Origin of the sequence: Escherichia sp. WS1152 (assembly GCF_046487665.1) — a bacterium.
In the GTDB taxonomy this organism is placed as follows: Bacteria; Pseudomonadota; Gammaproteobacteria; order Enterobacterales; family Enterobacteriaceae; genus Escherichia; species Escherichia coli.
Genome location: NZ_JBJQJA010000015.1, coordinates 73,915 through 93,377 on the forward strand (window position 1 = coordinate 73,915; position 19,463 = coordinate 93,377).

Below are 19,463 nucleotides of genomic sequence, written 5' to 3' on the forward strand. Positions count from 1 at the left end.
CTGTTTACGGTCATCGACTCATGTCTTTTCGCTGCCTGGTCACAGGAGAGTACGCAGAACTGAAACGACAAGACGGATTGAGTGACGAGCCAGAAATCTGTTCACTTCGCATTTAAGATAAAACGGGAAGCGTTGGAAATTACAAGATTCAAACTTAATAAGGTATGTTTAATACGAAGTCAACACTAAGTTAGCATGACTCACGCCGGGCGTCCAGTTTTTAGCGACGGGGCACCCGAACATGAAATTCCCTTACGCCAGGTTAGCGTCGAGGAACTCTTTCAACTGACCTTTAGACAGTGCGCCCACTTTGGTTGCCGCCACTTCACCGTTTTTGAACAGCAGCAGAGTCGGGATACCACGGATGCCATATTTCGGCGCAGTGCCAGGGTTTTGATCGATGTTCAGTTTTGCAACGGTCAGTTTGCCCTGATATTCGTCAGCGATTTCATCCAGAATCGGGGCGATCATTTTGCACGGACCGCACCACTCTGCCCAGAAATCGACGAGGATCGCCCCGTCCGCTTTGAGTACATCCGTGTCAAAACTGTCGTCAGTCAGGTGAATAATTTTATCGCTCATATATAACTCCACAGGAATAAGCCTGGCGTGTTGGTTTCGTTGTTGGTGTAACATTAACCAACTAAAGGTTGACTTTATTTCACCGGATACGCTTTCGTAAAGCAATAGTAAGCTGATATTCTACCACACTATGAGCAAAACACATTTAACAGAACAGAAGTTTTCCGACTTCGCCCTGCATCCGAAGGTTGTAGAAGCCCTTGAAAAAAAAGGGTTTCATAACTGTACGCCCATTCAGGCACTGGCCCTTCCGCTGACGCTGGCGGGTCGTGACGTAGCCGGGCAGGCGCAAACCGGTACCGGGAAAACGATGGCGTTTCTTACGTCAACGTTTCATTATCTTCTCTCTCATCCTGCGATTGCCGATCGCAAGGTGAATCAACCACGTGCCTTAATTATGGCACCGACGCGTGAACTTGCCGTGCAGATCCATGCCGACGCAGAACCGCTGGCGGAAGCTACCGGCCTGAAGCTGGGTCTGGCTTACGGTGGTGATGGCTACGACAAACAGCTGAAAGTGCTGGAAAGCGGCGTTGACATTCTGATTGGCACCACGGGTCGTTTAATTGACTACGCCAAGCAGAACCACATTAACCTCGGTGCCATTCAGGTAGTGGTACTGGACGAAGCCGATCGCATGTACGATCTGGGCTTTATTAAAGATATCCGCTGGCTGTTCCGCCGTATGCCGCCTGCAAACCAGCGCCTCAACATGCTGTTCTCCGCCACGCTTTCGTACCGGGTACGTGAACTGGCGTTCGAGCAGATGAACAATGCCGAATATATTGAAGTGGAACCGGAACAGAAAACGGGCCACCGTATTAAAGAAGAGCTTTTCTACCCTTCTAACGAAGAAAAAATGCGTTTGCTGCAAACGCTGATCGAAGAAGAGTGGCCAGACAGAGCGATTATTTTCGCCAATACCAAACACCGTTGTGAAGAGATCTGGGGCCACCTGGCGGCAGATGGTCATCGTGTCGGTTTGTTGACAGGCGATGTCGCGCAGAAAAAACGTCTGCGTATTCTTGATGAATTTACCCGTGGCGATCTGGATATTCTGGTTGCCACCGACGTTGCCGCGCGTGGTTTGCATATTCCGGCAGTGACGCACGTCTTTAACTACGATTTACCCGATGACTGTGAAGATTACGTTCACCGTATTGGTCGTACAGGTCGCGCAGGCGCAAGCGGTCACTCTATTAGCCTGGCGTGTGAAGAGTATGCATTGAATTTGCCTGCTATTGAGACCTATATTGGTCACTCAATTCCGGTAAGCAAATACAATCCGGACGCATTGATGACCGATCTGCCAAAACCGCTGCGCCTCACGCGCCCGCGTACAGGCAATGGTCCGCGTCGTACTGGCGCTCCGCGTAATCGTCGTCGTTCAGGTTAAATAAAATGTCATACTCAAAATCATTCAAACTGTATCAAGATGGCAAGAGAATGAATCCTGAATCACTTACTGTAGTAAGTGATTCAGGTGAAAGAATGCAGCCAACACAGAGACAGATTGAAGGATGAAGAGTATGGGTTCCACCTCGTCGCTGTATGCAGCCATTGATCTCGGTTCGAATAGTTTTCATATGCTGGTTGTGCGCGAGGTGGCTGGAAGCATCCAGACGCTGACGCGAATAAAACGCAAAGTGCGTCTGGCTGCTGGCCTGAATAGCGAAAATGCCCTTTCCAATGAAGCAATGGAGCGCGGTTGGCAATGTTTGCGCCTGTTTGCTGAACGTCTGCAAGATATTCCTCCCTCGCAAATTCGCGTTGTCGCTACGGCGACGTTACGCCTTGCCGTCAATGCGGGTGATTTTATTGCCAAAGCGCAGGAAATTCTCGGTTGTCCGGTACAAGTGATCAGCGGTGAAGAGGAAGCACGTCTGATTTATCAGGGCGTTGCTCACACCACTGGTGGTGCCGATCAGCGCCTGGTGGTGGATATAGGCGGAGCCAGTACTGAACTGGTAACCGGCACGGGTGCACAAACCACCTCGTTGTTCAGCCTGTCGATGGGCTGCGTCACCTGGCTGGAACGCTATTTTGCCGATCGTAATCTGGGGCAGGAAAATTTTGATTCTGCAGAAAAAGCGGCACGCGAAGTGTTACGTCCGGTTGCCGATGAATTACGGTATCACGGCTGGAAAGTGTGCGTTGGTGCTTCCGGCACCGTGCAGGCGTTACAGGAAATCATGATGGCACAGGGGATGGATGAACGCATTACCCTGGAAAAGTTGCAGCAATTGAAACAGCGAGCCATTCATTGCGGTCGGTTGGAGGAACTGGAGATTGACGGGCTGACGCTGGAACGTGCGTTAGTGTTCCCGAGTGGTCTGGCGATCCTGATCGCCATTTTTACCGAACTGAATATTCAGTGTATGACCCTGGCGGGCGGTGCGCTGCGTGAAGGCCTGGTCTACGGCATGTTGCATCTGGCCGTCGAGCAGGATATTCGCAGCCGTACGCTGCGTAATATTCAACGCCGCTTTATGATCGATATTGATCAGGCACAGCGCGTAGCCAAAGTTGCGGCTAACTTCTTCGATCAGGTGGAAAACGAATGGCATCTTGAAGCAATAAGCCGCGATTTGCTCATCAGCGCCTGTCAGCTTCATGAAATCGGCCTGAGCGTTGACTTCAAACAAGCGCCGCAACACGCTGCTTATCTGGTGCGTAATCTGGATCTTCCCGGTTTTACCCCCGCACAGAAAAAATTGCTGGCGACGCTACTGCTCAACCAGACTAATCCGGTCGATCTCTCATCGCTGCATCAGCAAAATGCCGTACCGCCGCGCGTCGCAGAACAACTCTGCCGTTTACTCCGCCTGGCTATCATTTTTGCCAGCCGTCGCCGTGACGATCTCGTGCCAGAGATGACATTACAGGCTAACCATGAACTGTTGACCTTGACGCTTCCGCAAGGTTGGCTAACCCAACATCCGCTGGGTAAAGAGATTATTGCTCAGGAAAGCCAGTGGCAGAGCTATGTCCACTGGCCGCTGGAAGTGCATTAATGAGTAAGTGCCGGATGCGATGCTGACGCATCTTTTCCGGCCTTGATTATTTCCCTCGTTTTGCCGCCATCATCGCTTTCAGATTCGCCAGATGGCTTTGCCCTTTCTGCATCCGTTCTTCGGCGCTGACCACTTTGCGCTCCTGTTCCCAAATCAGATCATCCTGCGGCAGCTCCAGCAAAAAGCGGCTCGGCTCCGGGCGCACCAGTTCGCCGTACTGACGGCGTTCTTTACACAGCGTAAAGGTCAATTCCTTCTGGGCGCGGGTAATGCCGACATAGGCCAGCCGCCGCTCCTCATCGATATTATCTTCATCGATACTGCTCTGGTGCGGCAAAAACCCTTCTTCCATACCGACCATGTAGACATAAGGAAACTCCAGCCCTTTCGACGCGTGGAGAGTCATCAGTTGCACCTGATCCAGCTCTTCTTCACTCTCACCACGCTCCATCATGTCGCGCAAAGTAAAGCGCGTCACCACCTGGGTGAGCGTCATCGGCTCATCCAGTTCGCTGCCTTCCAGCATCTCCGTCATCCAGCTAAACAGTTGGTTGACGTTCTTCATGCGCATTTCGGCTGCTTTCGGGCTGGGCGATGTTTCGTACAGCCAGGATTCATAATCCATGCCATGGATCAGATCACGCACCGCAGCAATCGGCTCCCGCTCCGCCAGGCGCTGGATTTCTGCCAACCAGTGAGTGAAGCGGGTCAATGCTTCATAACCACGTCCGCTAAGCGTCTGACTCAGGCCCATATCAAAGCTGGCGGTAAACATGCTTTTATTGCGCGTCATCGCCCACTCACCCAACTTTTTCAGCGTCGCCGGGCCAATCTCTCGCTTCGGCGTGTTAACGATACGCAGAAATGCGCTGTCATCGTCCGGGTTAGTCAGCACGCGCAGATAAGCCAGCAAGTCCTTGATTTCAGGACGAGAGAAAAACGACGTACCACCAGATATTTTGTACGGGATGCGGTTTTGCATCAGGAATTTTTCAAATACCCGCGACTGATGGTTGCCGCGATAAAGAATGGCGTAATCTTTGTACTGCGTTTTATTGACGAAGTGATGGGCGATCAGCTCGCCGGTGACGCGCTCGGCTTCATGTTCCTCGTTATTCGCGCTTAAAACTTTTAGCTCTGTGCCGTAACCCAGTTCGGAGAACAGACGCTTTTCAAAGACGTGCGGATTATTGGCGATCAGGATGTTCGCCGCTTTCAAAATACGTCCGGAAGAGCGGTAGTTCTGCTCAAGCTTAATCACCTTCAGCGCCGGAAAATCCTGACTCAGCAGCACCAGGTTTTGCGGACGTGCACCGCGCCAGGAGTAGATCGACTGGTCGTCATCGCCCACCACGGTAAAGCGCGCGCGGCTGCCCACCAGCAGTTTCACCAGCTCATACTGGCTGGTGTTGGTGTCCTGATACTCATCCACCAGCAGATAGCGAATTTTGTTCTGCCAGCGCTCGCGGACTTCTTCATTGCGTTGCAGCAGCAACGTCGGCAATAAAATCAGATCATCGAAGTCGAGAACGTTACAGGCTTTCAGGTGTGCATCATACAGCCCATAACAATGGGCAAAAATACGATCCCGCTCGCCCTTTGCCTCTGCCGCCGCCTGCGCCGGAGTTTTGAGATCGTTCTTCCAGTTAGAGATGGTCGAAATCAGTTGTTGCAGGAGAACTTTGTCATCTTCAATCAGCCCCTCGGTCAACTCTTTAAGCAAAGCAAGCTGATCGGTATCGTCAAACAACGAGAAGTTCGCTTTCATCCCAAGCGCCGCATACTCGCGTTTGATGATATCCAGCCCCAACGTATGGAAAGTGGAGATCATCAGCCCACGCGCCTCTTTGCGCCCCAGCGTCTGCCCTACACGCTCTTTCATCTCGCGCGCTGCTTTATTAGTAAAGGTCACCGCCGCAATGTGCCGCGCCTGATAACCGCAACCGCGGATCAGATGGGCGATTTTATTGGTGATCACGCGAGTTTTACCGGAACCCGCGCCCGCCAGCACCAGGCAGGGGCCGGTAACGAATTCGACAGCTTGTTGTTGGCCGGGGTTTAGACGCATAGGTGTATTGCTCAATCTTCGAACGGGGGGAGGATTGTAGCAGAATCGCATTTGAATGTGACCGCGTGTAAGCCGCTAACCGGTTGGCTGCGGATGTTTAAATCAGAGAGAGAAGACCGAAATCGGAGTTCATCGTGAATCCATTAGACTTAGAAAATATCGGGTCGTAACGTTGTGTTATTACTTTTTCAGAGTTTACTAAGGAGAGGTTTACTCGTGGCGATTAATTTCAGCCCTAAGGTTGGTGAAATACTGGAATGCAACTTTGGTAACTATCCTGTTAGCCAAAATGGACCGTTCAGCACCACGTATTACGATGGCCGCATTCCTCCTGAAATGATAAAAAACAGGTTAGTTGTCGTGCTCAACGGAAAAATTAATGGCAACGCATGTATCGTCGTTCCATTATCAACCACTCGCGACCATGACAAGTTAAATCGTGGAATGCATGTTGAAATAGCCAGTAATGTTATCAATGACCTGCAATTCTTTGATCAGCAGATTCGTTGGGCCAAAGCCGACCTGGTACAACAAGTCAGTCGAAACAGATTAAACAGAGCAAGAACTTACAGAGGGTATCTTAATCAATGTTTGCCACATGAGTTGGTTGCAGACATACAGAGGGCGGTCATCAAGTCAATCAATGCCATATCGCTCATAAATTGACAATAAAATCACCATCCCCGATAATGACTTTGTAGCCCATAGAGGCCCTAAGTTTTCTCCCCTTGAGGGACCTGCGAAGCCCGGATTTTCCGGGCTTTTGCCATATATGTACCAGCCCCTCCCTGACTGACAATTACGTTAGCATCTGCGGATCATGCTAAAATCGCCGCCTGACAATTATTCACTCAAGGCACGATCATGGCAAAAACAGCAGCAGCACTGCATATCCTTGTAAAAGAAGAGAAACTGGCTCTGGATCTTCTCGAGCAGATTAAGAACGGTGCCGATTTCGGCAAGCTGGCGAAGAAACACTCCATTTGCCCATCAGGCAAACGCGGCGGTGATTTAGGTGAATTCCGCCAGGGTCAGATGGTTCCGGCGTTCGATAAAGTTGTGTTCTCTTGTCCGGTACTGGAGCCAACCGGCCCGCTGCACACCCAGTTCGGTTACCACATCATTAAGGTGCTGTACCGTAACTAATAGCAAGGCCTTCTCCGGGAGAAGGCCTTGAACTCTGAATCGCTATTAACCCGCAACTGCAATACGTTTCATATCAGTCATGTAGCCGCGCAGTTTCTTACCTACCTGCTCAATCGCATGGCTGCGAATCGCTTCGTTCACATCACGCAGTTGCGCGTTATCTACCGCACCTTCCGGAATAGCTTTACCCAAATCGCCCGGTTGCAGCTCTGCCATAAACGGTTTCAGCAACGGCACACAAGCGTAAGAGAACAGATAGTTACCGTACTCAGCGGTATCAGAGATAACCACGTTCATTTCGTACAGACGCTTACGGGCGATGGTGTTGGCAATCAGCGGCAGCTCGTGCAGTGATTCATAATATGCAGACTCTTCAATGATGCCGGAATCGACCATGGTTTCGAACGCCAGTTCAACGCCCGCTTTTACCATCGCGATCATCAGTACGCCTTTATCGAAGTACTCCTGCTCGCCGATTTTGCCTTCATACTGCGGCGCGGTTTCAAACGCGGTTTTGCCGGTCTCTTCACGCCAGGTCAGCAGTTTCTTATCATCGTTGGCCCAGTCCGCCATCATACCGGAAGAGAATTCGCCGGAGATGATGTCGTCCATATGTTTCTGGAACAGCGGTGCCATGATCTCTTTCAGCTGTTCTGACAGCGCATAAGCACGCAGTTTCGCCGGGTTAGAGAGACGGTCCATCATCAGGGTGATGCCGCCCTGCTTCAGCGCTTCGGTGATGGTTTCCCAACCGAACTGAATTAGTTTTTCTGCGTATGCCGGATCGGTGCCCTCTTCCACCAGCTTGTCGAAGCACAGCAGCGAGCCAGCCTGCAACATACCGCACAGGATGGTTTGCTCACCCATCAGGTCAGATTTCACTTCCGCAACGAAGGACGATTCCAGCACGCCCGCACGGTGACCACCGGTTGCTGCCGCCCATGCTTTAGCGATCGCCATACCTTCGCCTTTCGGATCGTTTTCCGGGTGAACGGCAATCAGCGTCGGTACGCCGAATCCACGTTTGTACTCTTCACGCACTTCGGTGCCAGGGCATTTCGGCGCAACCATGACTACGGTGATATCTTTACGGATCTGCTCGCCCACTTCGACGATGTTGAAACCGTGCGAGTAACCCAGCGCCGCGCCGTCTTTCATCAGTGGCTGTACGGTGCGCACTACATCAGAGTGCTGCTTGTCCGGCGTCAGGTTAACCACCAGATCCGCCTGCGGGATCAGTTCTTCGTAAGTACCAACTTTAAAACCGTTTTCGGTCGCTTTACGCCAGGACGCGCGCTTCTCGGCAATCGCTTCTTTACGCAGAGCGTAGGAGATATCGAGACCAGAATCACGCATGTTCAGGCCCTGGTTCAGCCCCTGTGCGCCACAGCCGACGATAACCACTTTTTTATCCTGAAGGTAGCTCGCGCCGTCGGCGAATTCGTCGCGCCCCATAAAGCGACATTTGCCCAGCTGTGCCAGCTGCTGGCGCAGGTTCAGTGTATTGAAGTAGTTAGCCATGGTGATTCCTCGTGATGTTGTGCTTCTTATTGTTCGGTTCGCGTTTGCGAGATTGAATTCACTATATGACAGGAAATTTATTGCGGAAATTGATATATTCACAACGTCACATTGCAATTTCTGCAACGTCAACATTGAGAGCTGCGCCATTGGATTTACGCGATCTGAAAACCTTCCTGCATCTGGCGGAAAGCCGCCATTTTGGCCGCAGCGCGCGGGCGATGCACGTTAGCCCATCCACGCTCTCACGGCAGATTCAGCGCCTGGAAGAAGATCTTGGTCAGCCGCTATTTGTGCGCGATAACCGCACGGTAACGCTGACCGAAGCGGGCGAAGAGTTACGCGTTTTCGCCCAGCAAACATTGTTGCAGTATCAGCAACTGCGCCACACCATCGATCAGCAAGGGCCGTCGCTCTCTGGCGAGTTACATATTTTCTGCTCGGTGACCGCCGCTTACAGCCATCTACCGCCGATTCTCGACCGCTTCCGCGCGGAACACCCGTCGGTGGAGATCAAACTCACCACTGGTGATGCGGCAGATGCAATGGAAAAAGTGGTCACGGGAGAAGCGGATCTGGCGATTGCCGGGAAACCGGAGACGCTACCCGGCGCTGTGGCGTTTTCGATGCTGGAGAATCTGGCAGTAGTGCTGATTGCCCCCGCGCTGCCCTGCCCGGTGCGTAATCAGGTATCTGTCGAAAAGCCCGACTGGTCAACGGTGCCGTTTATTATGGCCGATCAGGGGCCGGTACGCCGCCGCATTGAACTGTGGTTTCGACGCAATAAAATCAGCAACCCGATGATTTACGCCACGGTTGGCGGGCATGAAGCGATGGTATCGATGGTGGCGCTCGGCTGTGGTGTGGCGCTGTTGCCGGAAGTGGTGCTGGAAAACAGCCCGGAGCCTGTACGCAACCGGGTAATGATTTTAGATCGCAGCGATGAGAAAACGCCGTTTGAACTGGGCGTGTGTGCACAAAAAAAGCGGCTGCATGAGCCGCTGATTGAGGCGTTCTGGAGGATTTTGCCGAACCACAAATGACGTTGTCGCGCGGGTAGGCCTGATAAGCGAAGCGCTATCAGGCATTTTTCCCTAACCCGCCAAAAAGAACCTGAACGCCGGATTATTGGTTTCGTCGTGGCAATCGTAGCCCAGCTCATTTAGCCGGGTTTCGAAATCCGGTTCATGGTCGCCGAGTTCGAACGCCGCCAGTACGCGCCCGTAGTCGGTGCCATGGCTGCGATAGTGGAACAAAGAAATGTTCCAGTGCGTACCCAGCGTGTTGAGGAAGCGCAGCAGCGCGCCCGGTGATTCCGGGAATTCGAAGCTGTAGAGGCGTTCCTGCAACGGATGTGACGGACGCCCGCCGACCATATAGCGCACATGCAACTTCGCCATTTCGTCGTCGGAGAGATCCACCACGCTGTAGCCGCCGTCGTTGAGCATCTGCAAAATTTCTTTGCGCTCTTCGAGGCCGCGGCTCAGGCGCACGCCGACAAAGATGCAGGCGTTTTTGGCATCGGCAAAACGGTAGTTGAACTCGGTGACCGATCGCCCGCCAAGCAGTTGGCAGAATTTGAGGAAGCTGCCTTTTTCTTCCGGAATGGTCACCGCCAACAACGCTTCACGCTGTTCGCCCAGTTCGCAGCGTTCCGAGACGTAGCGCAGGCCGTGGAAGTTCACGTTGGCACCGGAAAGAATATGCGCCAGCCGTTCGCCGCGAATGTTGTGCTGGGCGATATATTTTTTCATTCCCGCCAGCGCCAGCGCGCCAGAGGGTTCCGCCACCGCGCGCACATCTTCGAATAAATCCTTCATCGCCGCACAGATCGCATCACTATCGACGGTGATGATGTCGTCGAGATACTCCTGGCATAAACGGAAGGTTTCGTCACCGATGCGTTTTACCGCTACGCCTTCAGCAAATAGCCCTACGCGCGGCAGATCAACCGGATGACCCGCATCCAGCGCTGCTTTCAGGCAGGCGGAGTCTTCCGCTTCTACGGCGATCACTTTGATTTGTGGCATCAGTTGTTTGATCAGCACCGCAACGCCCGCCGCCAGACCGCCGCCGCCGACTGGCACAAATACGCGGTCGAGATGGGCGTCCTGCTGGAGCAGTTCCAGCGCCAGCGTGCCTTGCCCGGCAATCACCATCGGATGGTCGAACGGCGGCACCCAGGTGAACCCCTGCTGCTGTGACAGTTCGATCGCTTTAGCTTTCGCTTCGTCAAAGTTCGCGCCATGAAGCAGCACTTCGCCGCCGAATCCACGTACCGCATCGACTTTGATGTCGGCGGTGGCGGTTGGCATAACGATCAGGGCCTTCACGCCTAACCGCGCAGAAGAAAACGCGACGCCCTGCGCGTGGTTACCCGCAGAAGCAGTGATCACGCCGTGCGCTTTTTGTTCTTCCGTCAGGCCCGCCATCATGGCGTATGCGCCGCGCAGCTTAAAGCTGTGCACTGGCTGGCGATCTTCGCGCTTCACCAGAATGACGTTATCAAGACGCGACGACAGTTTTTCCATTTTTTGTAGCGGCGTAACCTGCGCCGCCTCGTAAACCGGCGCGCGCAGCACTGCTCTTAAATATTCGGCACCTTCCGGAGCACCGGACAGGGGTTGCGAGTCAGCCATTATTAACCCCCCAGTTTCGATTTATCGCGCACCGCACCTTTGTCGGCGCTGGTTGCCAGGCTGGCGTAGGCGCGCAGGGCAAAGGAAACCTGACGTTCACGGTTTTTCGGCGTCCAGGCTTTGTCACCCCGAGCTTCCTGCGCTTCACGACGCGCCGCCAGTTCGGCATCGCTTACCTGTAACTGAATGCCACGGTTCGGGATGTCGATAGCGATCAGGTCACCATCTTCAATCAGACCAATGCTGCCGCCGCTTGCCGCTTCCGGTGAGACGTGGCCGATGGAAAGACCAGAGGTGCCGCCAGAGAAACGACCGTCGGTGATCAGCGCACAGGCTTTACCGAGACCCATTGATTTCAGGAAGCTGGTTGGGTAGAGCATTTCCTGCATGCCAGGGCCGCCTTTCGGGCCTTCATAGCGGATCACCACCACATCGCCCGCGACAACTTTGCCACCGAGGATCGCTTCTACCGCGTCGTCCTGGCTTTCGTACACTTTCGCCGGGCCGGTGAATTTGAGGATGCTGTCATCGACGCCCGCGGTTTTAACGATGCAGCCGTTTTCTGCGAAATTACCGTAGAGCACCGCCAGGCCGCCGTCTTTGCTGTAGGCGTGTTCCAGCGAGCGGATACAGCCATTGGCGCGATCGTCATCGAGAGAATCCCAACGGCAATCCTGCGAGAATGCCTGTGTGGTACGAATACCCGCAGGGCCGGCGCGGAACATATTTTTTACCGCGTCATCCTGGGTCAGCATAACGTCGTATTGTTCCAGCGTTTGCGGCAACGTCAGGCCAAGTACGTTTTTCACATCACGGTTCAGTAACCCCGCGCGATCCAGTTCGCCGAGAATACCGATAACACCACCAGCACGGTGAACATCTTCCATATGGTATTTCTGGGTGCTCGGCGCAACTTTACACAGCTGTGGAACCTTGCGGGAAAGCTTATCGATATCACTCATGGTGAAGTCGATTTCCGCTTCCTGCGCCGCCGCCAGCAGGTGAAGTACTGTGTTAGTCGATCCACCCATCGCGATATCCAGCGTCATGGCGTTTTCAAACGCCGCCTTACTGGCGATATTACGCGGCAGTGCACTTTCGTCGTTTTGCTCGTAATAACGTTTGGTCAATTCAACAATGCGTTTACCAGCATTAAGGAACAGCTGCTTACGGTCGGCGTGGGTTGCCAGCAGCGAGCCGTTGCCCGGCTGCGACAGGCCCAGCGCTTCGGTCAGGCAGTTCATTGAGTTAGCGGTAAACATCCCGGAGCAGGAACCGCAGGTCGGACACGCGGAACGTTCAACCTGATCGCTCTGGGAGTCAGATACTTTCGGGTCTGCGCCCTGGATCATCGCATCAACCAGATCGAGCTTGATGATCTGATCGGAAAGTTTGGTTTTCCCGGCCTCCATCGGGCCGCCGGAAACAAAGATCACCGGAATATTCAGGCGCAGGGAAGCCATCAGCATCCCCGGGGTGATTTTGTCGCAGTTAGAGATGCAGACCATGGCGTCGGCGCAGTGGGCGTTGACCATATACTCAACGGAATCAGCGATCAGTTCGCGAGATGGCAGTGAATAAAGCATCCCCCCGTGGCCCATGGCAATCCCATCATCCACCGCAATGGTGTTGAACTCTTTGGCAACGCCGCCAGCCGCTTCAATTTGTTCGGCGACCAGTTTACCGAGATCGCGCAGATGGACGTGACCCGGTACAAATTGGGTGAACGAGTTCACAACCGCGATAATCGGCTTGCCAAAATCGGCGTCGGTCATTCCGGTGGCGCGCCACAGCGCACGAGCACCCGCCATATTACGACCATGAGTGGTGGTGGCGGAACGGTACTTAGGCATACTTTATTTACTCCCAGTGTCTGTCTCGTAAATGGGACGGTGCGTGCCGTCCCATTTTTTGTATTTATTGATTAACTTGATCTAACCAGCCCCATTTATCTTCGGTTTCGCCAGTGAAGAGGCCGAAGAAGGCTTGCTGAATGCGTTTGGTAACCGGGCCACAACGGCCTTCGCCAACCTGAATACCGTCTACGCTGCGCACTGGCGTGATTTCTGCCGCAGTACCGGACATAAACACTTCATCCGCCAGGTACAGGGATTCGCGCGACAGAACCTGCTCACGCACTTCAATTCCCAGCTCTTTCGCCAGTTTGATGATGGCATCACGGGTAATACCCGGCAGCGCGGAGGAGGTGAACGGTGGGGTGAACAGCACACCATCTTTCACTTCAAACAGGTTTTCGCCTGCGCCTTCAGAGATATAACCGTTCACATCCAGCGCGATACCTTCCTGATAACCGTGGCGGCGCGCTTCGCTACCCACCAGCAGGGAAGAGAGATAGTTACCACCGGCTTTTGCCGCGGTTGGGATGGTGTTTGGTGCTGCGCGGTTCCAGGAGGAAACCATCGCATCGATCCCCTGCTCCAGCGCTTCTGCGCCCAGATACGCCCCCCACGGGAAAGCGGCGATAATCACGTCGGTTGAGTATCCCGCTGGCGGGTTTACGCCCATGCCAACATCACCAACGAAGATCAGCGGACGGATATAGGCGCTGGTGAGATTGTTTTTGCGGATCACGTCACGACAAGCTTCCATCAGCTCATCAATGCTCTGCGAAACCGGGAAGCGATAGATTTTGGCGGAGTCATGCAGACGCTGCATATGCTCACGATGGCGGAATACAACCGGTCCTTTGTGCGAGTCGTAGCAACGGATGCCTTCAAAAACCGAGGTTCCATAGTGCAGCGCGTGCGACATCACATGCACCTTCGCGTCTTCCCAGCGAACCATCTCCCCATTGAACCAAATGTAATCAGCTTTCTTCGTGGTCATTTTTATATTCCTTTTGCGCTCAGGCGCGGATTTGTTGTGATGTGGTTGTGCTCTGGCAGATGGCAACGTGTGCGACGTCCACCAGTTTATTTAACTGACTAAACAGTAAGTCGACCGACCGTGGGCTGGCAACGGTCAATTCGATATTTATATTTTGTGCATCGCTGGCGGCGGCCATATTCATTGAGCAGACGTGGAAACCACGATGACGCACCACGCGTAAAACACGTTCTAAGGTTTCCGGATTGAAGCGAGCCGATACATTGACCTGATGTTGCATCATGATAATTTCTCCAACATTTCTGAATTACTGGCACCTGGCGGCACCAGCGGCCAGACGTTCTCAAGTTCGTCGATTGAGACATGAAGCAGGTATGGCCCATCACTGTTCAGCATGGTGTCGAGTGCCGCTTCAACCTGGTCTTTACGGGTGATGTGTTGGCCAGGGATGCCGAAGGCGCTGGCTAACATGAGGAAATCGGGGTTATCGGTAAGGGTGGTTTCGCTGTATCGTTCCTGGAAAAACAGTTGCTGCCATTGTCGAACCATCCCTAACCGTTGGTTATCGAGTAAGACGATTTTCAACGGTAACTGCTTGCGTTTTACGGTGCCCAGCTCTTGCACATTCATCATGAAAGAGCCGTCACCGGAGATACAGACGACGGTATCGTTCGGTCGCGCGACTTGCGCGCCAACCGCCGCCGGTAAACCAAAACCCATGGTACCTAAGCCGCTGGAGGTGATGAAATTTTCCGGGCGAGTGTGGGCGATGTGCTGCGCAGCCCACATCTGGTGCTGCCCCACATCTGTGGTCACGACGCAATCCGCAGGTTTACGATCCGACAGTTGTTTTAACAACAACGGCGCGTAGATAGCGTCACCGGGATGGTCGTAACGCCAGGCATGTTCATCACGCAGCTGCGCGCAGTGTTGCTGCCAGTCATTGATATTTAACGGCTGCTGTAATGCTGGTAACAGAGCATTTAAATCACCTTGTAATGCCACATGTGCCTGACGCAGCTTGTTCATTTCTGCCGGGTCGATATCCATATGGATAACACTGGCGTGTGGTGCGAAGGTGTTCAGTTTGCCGGTCACCCGGTCATCAAAACGTGCACCCACGGCGATCAGCAAGTCGCACTCCTGCACCGCGAAGTTCGCCGCTTTGGTGCCATGCATTCCCAGCATGCCCAGATAGTACGGATAATCTGCTTCAACTGCGCCCAGCCCTTTCAGCGTGCAGGTGGCAGGCATTTTTGTGGTAGCGAGAAATTCTCGTAAAGCAGGAACTGCCTGCGCCATACCCACGCCACCACCAACGTACAGCATCGGTTTTTGCGCTTTTGCCAGCATCTGGCGCGCTTGCTCAACTTCGGCATGGGGGAAAGTCACTTCGTTTTCAACGGTGGTGAACCACGGTTCCAGATCGCCGCTGGCTAACTGGATATCTTTTGGGATATCGACCAGAACCGGACCAGGACGACCTGAGCTGGCAACGTCGAATGCTTCAGCCATGATGCGCGGCAACTCTTCCAGCGACTGCACCAGAAAGCTGTGCTTGGTACAGGCTAACGACAATCCCAGGACATCCACTTCCTGAAATGCGTCGGTGCCGATAAACGGTGCGGACACTTGACCGGTGATGGCAACAACGGGGATGGAATCTAACAGTGCGTCCGCAAGCCCGGTTATCAGGTTGGTTGCGCCCGGACCAGACGTGGCGATACATACGCCAGTTTTGCCAGTAGCACGGGCATAACCGATAGCCGCCATTGCCGCACCCTGTTCATGTCGGCACAGCAAGTGCTCCACGCCGCCGTCATACAATGCATCGTAAACCGGCATAATTGCGCCACCCGGATAACCGAAAACGGTATTCACACCCTGTGCCCGCAACGCATGTACCACCCACTGTGCGCCATTCATAGTTAGTTCCCCGTCCTGAATCTTGAGAAACAGAATTTTGTGCTGTTATTCATTGTCTGCTCCTCGGTTATGTTTTTAAGGTCAAAAAAAACCCCCGGACCTTTCGGTGCGGGGGTCTTAGTTCGTTAAGGCTTGATTTCTAAGCCTTTCCTCGTCCAAGTGCAGCCCCGCACGGTGGGATAATAATCACCACCACGCTAATCACGACCAGGCTAATCACTCGTAGAAGGGCTGTCATTTTGTCTTTTCTTGCATCTTGTTCGAAGGAATACCTAAAGAGTTACCATAGGTTTTGTTAATAGTACAAGATATTTTTTGGCCGATTTTTATGATGCGTTTAATAATTTCAATATAAATTGTTGTTTTTTAAAAATAAAATAGTGAGTGAAAAAATTCAATTTCAGTATGAATGTTGTTCCCTTCCTCGTAGTTCATCCTTTGTCCGCTGCATTTTTGCGAGCATCATTCCACCGCCAGAACAACTCAACTTCACTTGCACAAATAAACAGGAATCAGCCACTAAAATTCACGAATTAGCGGGCTACAGCAGCGATATCTTATGCACATAATGGTGACTCAAGGAGGGCTTATGTCACTGTCAATTGTTCATACCCGCGCAGCCCTGGGAGTAAATGCGCCCCCGATCACTGTTGAGGTACATATCAGTAAAGGTCTACCCGGCTTAACGATGGTGGGCTTACCAGAAACAACGGTAAAAGAAGCTCGCGATCGCGTGCGCAGCGCCATTATCAATAGCGGATATGAATATCCGGCGAAAAAAATCACCATCAACCTGGCTCCAGCCGATCTGCCAAAAGAAGGGGGACGATATGATTTACCTATCGCCATTGCGTTGCTGGCGGCCTCAGAACAGCTTACAGCCAATAAGTTAGATGAATATGAATTAGTCGGAGAACTGGCTCTTACAGGCGCTCTGCGTGGCGTTCCCGGTGCAATCTCCAGTGCAACTGAAGCTATTAAGTCGGGCAGAAAAATTATCGTCGCGAAAGATAACGAAGATGAAGTGGGGCTAATTAACGGTGAAGGATGCCTGATAGCCGATCATCTGCAAGCTGTCTGTGCGTTTCTGGAAGGTAAGCACGCTCTCGAACGCCCGAAACCAACTGATGCAGTATCCCGGGCGCTACAACATGATCTCAGTGATGTTGTCGGTCAGGAACAAGGAAAGCGAGGACTGGAAATTACCGCCGCTGGCGGGCACAACCTTTTACTGATTGGGCCGCCGGGAACAGGTAAAACAATGCTCGCCAGCCGTATTAATGGCCTGTTGCCAGATTTAAGCAATGAAGAGGCACTGGAGAGCGCTGCGATATTAAGTCTGGTAAATGCTGAATCAGTACAAAAACAATGGCGGCAGCGCCCGTTCCGCTCACCTCATCACAGTGCGTCGTTAACTGCGATGGTGGGCGGTGGTGCAATTCCAGGGCCAGGTGAAATTTCGTTGGCGCATAACGGCGTGCTTTTTCTTGATGAGCTACCTGAATTTGAACGGCGTACACTGGATGCCTTGCGAGAGCCGATTGAATCCGGGCAGATCCATCTTTCACGCACACGAGCAAAAATAACCTATCCAGCCCGTTTCCAGCTTGTTGCGGCGATGAATCCCAGCCCTACCGGACATTATCAGGGAAACCATAACCGCTGCACGCCAGAACAGACATTACGTTATCTCAACCGGCTCTCGGGGCCCTTTCTCGACCGCTTCGATCTCTCACTGGAGATCCCATTACCACCCCCCGGCATTTTGAGTAAAACGGTAGTGCCGGGAGAAAGCAGCGCCACCGTTAAACAACGCGTAATGGCCGCCAGAGAGCGCCAATTTAAGCGGCAGAATAAACTGAATGCCTGGCTGGATAGTCCGGAAATACGCCAATTCTGCAAACTTGAGAGCGAAGATGCGATGTGGTTGGAAGGAACACTGATCCATCTGGGGTTATCGATTCGTGCCTGGCAGCGGTTATTGAAAGTTGCACGAACCATTGCTGATATTGATCAGTCTGACATTATCACACGTCAGCATTTGCAGGAGGCAGTTAGCTATCGTGCGATTGACCGTTTGCTCATCCATCTGCAAAAACTACTGACATAAAAAAAGGGCATTTCGCCCTTTTTATTAATCATCAGAATCGGTGTAGTCTTCAGCACCTTCAACCTGCGGTTTACCGCCGGAAAGGGTGTGAAAACGTTTTGGACGCTTAATACGCGTCATATACTTGGACCACACGCGTTCTGCTTCTGTCACTGGCTCACGTTCGCCACGGCATACTGCTACGAAGAGTTTCTCTTCCTCGGTAACCGGCTCGCGTTTGCCAAGATCCAACTCATTGAAGGCATAACCATGACGCTCAAGCAGTTGTGCCTCTTTGATGGTGAAATCACCATGACGAGAGAATCCACGTGGATAATGTTTATTGTCGAAATATCGATTAGTCGTCGTAAAGCTTTCCGCCATCCTGCACGCTCCTAATTCTTTGACCGAGCTAGTTATGGCGCGGAGTATTAGTTACGCTTGACAGAGTGTAAAACAAAACATTTAAATCATAACGACAAATAATTTTGCGGAGAGCACTGTGGATACGGAATTGTTAAAAACTTTCCTGGAAGTTAGCCGAACGCGTCACTTTGGTCGAGCGGCTGAATCGCTCTATCTGACCCAGTCAGCAGTGAGCTTTCGAATCAGACAACTGGAAAATCAACTGGGTGTGAACCTTTTCACCCGCCACAGAAACAATATCCGTTTAACCGCTGCCGGTGAAAAACTACTGCCTTATGCAGAAACGCTCATGAGCACCTGGCAGGCCGCCCGTAAGGAGGTGGCGCATACCTCACGACATAACGAGTTTTCTATCGGTGCCAGCGCCTCGTTGTGGGAATGTATGCTTAATCAGTGGCTGGGACGCTTGTATCAAAATCAGGATGCCCATACAGGCTTACAGTTCGAAGCGCGAATTGCCCAACGGCAGTCTCTGGTAAAACAGCTGCATGAACGCCAGCTTGATCTTCTTATTACCACTGAAGCGCCCAAAATGGACGAACTTAGTAGTCAGTTGCTGGGATATTTCACTTTAGCGCTTTATACCAGTGCCCCTTCAAAACTAAAGGGAGATCTTAATTATCTGCGACTTGAGTGGGGGCCAGATTTTCAACAGCATGAGGCAGGTTTGATCGGTGCTGACGAAGTGCCCATTCTGACAACCAGTTCTGCTGAACTGGCACAGCAACAGATTGCGATGCTTAATGGTTGCACCTGGCTACCCGTCAGCTGGGCGCGTAAAAAAGGCGGCCTGCATACCGTTGTCGATAGCACAACACTTTCACGGCCGCTTTATGCCATATGGCTGCAAAATAGCGATAAAAATGCGTTGATTCGCGATCTTTTGAAAATTAACGTGCTGGATGAAGTGTATTAATATGAATGGCTGGCAAGGATGCCGGTAGAAGGATTTACTTCGGAGAGGGTTATTTCAGATAAAAAAAATCCTTAGCTTTCGCTAAGGATGATTTCTGGCAGGGGCGGAGAGACTCGAACTCCCAACACCCGGTTTTGGAGACCGGTGCTCTACCAATTGAACTACGCCCCTAATTAGGGTGGCGGAACGGACGGGACTCGAACCCGCGACCCCCTGCGTGACAGGCAGGTATTCTAACCGACTGAACTACCGCTCCACCGAATTCTTTTACAACCACCGGTTTTATGAC

The 19,463-nt window shown here is 52.5% G+C and carries 19 protein-coding genes and 2 tRNA genes; 7 read left to right on the forward strand and 14 right to left on the reverse strand.

The annotated features are described in order from the left end of the window. Positions 1 to 10 precede the first annotated feature (10 nt). Entirely contained in the window at positions 11 to 112 is a 102-nt protein-coding gene (gene rhoL, locus ACJHW7_RS19625; protein WP_001295255.1) for a rho operon leader peptide RhoL, read from the reverse strand. Between the two features lie 140 nt (positions 113 to 252). Beyond that, positions 253 to 582 (reverse strand): thioredoxin TrxA, encoded by a 330-nt coding sequence (gene trxA, locus ACJHW7_RS19630; RefSeq protein WP_001280776.1) that lies wholly within the window; start codon positions 580 to 582, stop codon positions 253 to 255. A gap of 130 nt (positions 583 to 712) precedes the next feature. Here trxA and rhlB point away from each other — a divergent pair, with 130 nt between their 5' ends. After that, positions 713 to 1,978 (forward strand): ATP-dependent RNA helicase RhlB, encoded by a 1,266-nt coding sequence (rhlB, locus tag ACJHW7_RS19635; RefSeq protein ID WP_000047499.1) that lies wholly within the window; start codon positions 713 to 715, stop codon positions 1,976 to 1,978. Positions 1,979 to 2,111: 133 nt separating this feature from the next. After that, positions 2,112 to 3,596, forward strand: a complete 1,485-nt coding sequence (gppA, locus tag ACJHW7_RS19640; protein WP_021557360.1) for a guanosine-5'-triphosphate,3'-diphosphate diphosphatase — start codon at positions 2,112 to 2,114, stop codon at positions 3,594 to 3,596. Positions 3,597 to 3,642: 46 nt separating this feature from the next. Here gppA and rep read toward each other — a convergent pair whose 3' ends face one another. Next, positions 3,643 to 5,664: a DNA helicase Rep gene (gene rep, locus ACJHW7_RS19645; protein WP_001238869.1), complete on the reverse strand. Its 2,022-nt coding sequence runs from the start codon at positions 5,662 to 5,664 to the stop codon at positions 3,643 to 3,645. Between the two features lie 216 nt (positions 5,665 to 5,880). Between rep and ACJHW7_RS19650 the strand changes: the two genes are divergently transcribed. Next, positions 5,881 to 6,330 carry a type II toxin-antitoxin system PemK/MazF family toxin gene (locus tag ACJHW7_RS19650; RefSeq protein ID WP_000996688.1) on the forward strand — a complete coding sequence of 150 codons (450 nt, stop codon included), beginning with the start codon at positions 5,881 to 5,883 and terminating at the stop codon, positions 6,328 to 6,330. Between the two features lie 198 nt (positions 6,331 to 6,528). Then, positions 6,529 to 6,810 (forward strand): peptidylprolyl isomerase PpiC, encoded by a 282-nt coding sequence (gene ppiC, locus ACJHW7_RS19655; protein ID WP_001140251.1) that lies wholly within the window; start codon positions 6,529 to 6,531, stop codon positions 6,808 to 6,810. Positions 6,811 to 6,855: 45 nt separating this feature from the next. Here ppiC and ilvC read toward each other — a convergent pair whose 3' ends face one another. Then, the gene (gene ilvC / locus ACJHW7_RS19660) at positions 6,856 to 8,331 is read right to left on the reverse strand and encodes a ketol-acid reductoisomerase (RefSeq protein ID WP_001296985.1); all 1,476 of its coding nucleotides are present in this window, start codon (positions 8,329 to 8,331) and stop codon (positions 6,856 to 6,858) included. A 149-nt stretch (positions 8,332 to 8,480) separates the two neighbouring features. Between ilvC and ilvY the strand changes: the two genes are divergently transcribed. After that, complete coding sequence (ilvY, locus tag ACJHW7_RS19665) at positions 8,481 to 9,374, forward strand: HTH-type transcriptional activator IlvY (protein WP_000365788.1); 894 nt, start codon at positions 8,481 to 8,483, stop codon at positions 9,372 to 9,374. Between the two features lie 51 nt (positions 9,375 to 9,425). Here ilvY and ilvA read toward each other — a convergent pair whose 3' ends face one another. The 7 genes from ilvA to ilvL all read right to left on the reverse strand — a co-directional run bounded on the left by ilvA (position 9,426) and on the right by ilvL (position 15,981). After that, entirely contained in the window at positions 9,426 to 10,970 is a 1,545-nt protein-coding gene (gene ilvA, locus ACJHW7_RS19670) for a threonine ammonia-lyase, biosynthetic (protein WP_000785599.1), read from the reverse strand. Between the two features lie 2 nt (positions 10,971 to 10,972). After that, positions 10,973 to 12,823: a dihydroxy-acid dehydratase gene (ilvD, locus tag ACJHW7_RS19675; protein ID WP_001127394.1), complete on the reverse strand. Its 1,851-nt coding sequence runs from the start codon at positions 12,821 to 12,823 to the stop codon at positions 10,973 to 10,975. Between the two features lie 64 nt (positions 12,824 to 12,887). Further along, positions 12,888 to 13,817, reverse strand: a complete 930-nt coding sequence (gene ilvE / locus ACJHW7_RS19680; protein ID WP_000208520.1) for a branched-chain-amino-acid transaminase — start codon at positions 13,815 to 13,817, stop codon at positions 12,888 to 12,890. 19 nt (positions 13,818 to 13,836) lie between these two features. Then, the gene (gene ilvM / locus ACJHW7_RS19685; RefSeq protein ID WP_000983255.1) at positions 13,837 to 14,100 is read right to left on the reverse strand and encodes an acetolactate synthase 2 small subunit; all 264 of its coding nucleotides are present in this window, start codon (positions 14,098 to 14,100) and stop codon (positions 13,837 to 13,839) included. Further along, the gene (gene ilvG / locus ACJHW7_RS19690) at positions 14,097 to 15,743 is read right to left on the reverse strand and encodes an acetolactate synthase 2 catalytic subunit (protein WP_021557359.1); all 1,647 of its coding nucleotides are present in this window, start codon (positions 15,741 to 15,743) and stop codon (positions 14,097 to 14,099) included. The genes ilvM and ilvG overlap by 4 nt, the downstream gene beginning before the upstream one ends. A 2-nt stretch (positions 15,744 to 15,745) precedes the next feature. After that, on the reverse strand, positions 15,746 to 15,796 hold the full coding sequence (gene ilvX / locus ACJHW7_RS19695; RefSeq protein ID WP_001387183.1) for a peptide IlvX: 51 nt from the start codon (positions 15,794 to 15,796) through the stop codon (positions 15,746 to 15,748). Between the two features lie 86 nt (positions 15,797 to 15,882). Beyond that, complete coding sequence (ilvL, locus tag ACJHW7_RS19700; RefSeq protein WP_001311244.1) at positions 15,883 to 15,981, reverse strand: ilv operon leader peptide; 99 nt, start codon at positions 15,979 to 15,981, stop codon at positions 15,883 to 15,885. Between the two features lie 351 nt (positions 15,982 to 16,332). Here ilvL and ACJHW7_RS19705 point away from each other — a divergent pair, with 351 nt between their 5' ends. Then, complete coding sequence (locus tag ACJHW7_RS19705) at positions 16,333 to 17,853, forward strand: YifB family Mg chelatase-like AAA ATPase (protein WP_000058976.1); 1,521 nt, start codon at positions 16,333 to 16,335, stop codon at positions 17,851 to 17,853. A gap of 24 nt (positions 17,854 to 17,877) precedes the next feature. On the opposite strand, the gene maoP is transcribed toward ACJHW7_RS19705, so the two are convergent. Then, the gene (gene maoP, locus ACJHW7_RS19710; RefSeq protein WP_000841001.1) at positions 17,878 to 18,216 is read right to left on the reverse strand and encodes a macrodomain Ori organization protein MaoP; all 339 of its coding nucleotides are present in this window, start codon (positions 18,214 to 18,216) and stop codon (positions 17,878 to 17,880) included. A 118-nt stretch (positions 18,217 to 18,334) separates the two neighbouring features. On the opposite strand from maoP, the gene hdfR reads away from it, so the two are divergent. Then, positions 18,335 to 19,174 (forward strand): HTH-type transcriptional regulator HdfR, encoded by an 840-nt coding sequence (hdfR, locus tag ACJHW7_RS19715; RefSeq protein WP_000379250.1) that lies wholly within the window; start codon positions 18,335 to 18,337, stop codon positions 19,172 to 19,174. Positions 19,175 to 19,269: 95 nt separating this feature from the next. Here hdfR and ACJHW7_RS19720 read toward each other — a convergent pair. Together ACJHW7_RS19720 and ACJHW7_RS19725 are read right to left on the reverse strand one after the other, a co-directional pair. Continuing rightward, positions 19,270 to 19,345, reverse strand: a tRNA-Trp gene (locus ACJHW7_RS19720). Positions 19,346 to 19,353: 8 nt separating this feature from the next. Beyond that, positions 19,354 to 19,430: transfer RNA gene (locus tag ACJHW7_RS19725), tRNA-Asp, on the reverse strand. Positions 19,431 to 19,463 lie beyond the last annotated feature (33 nt).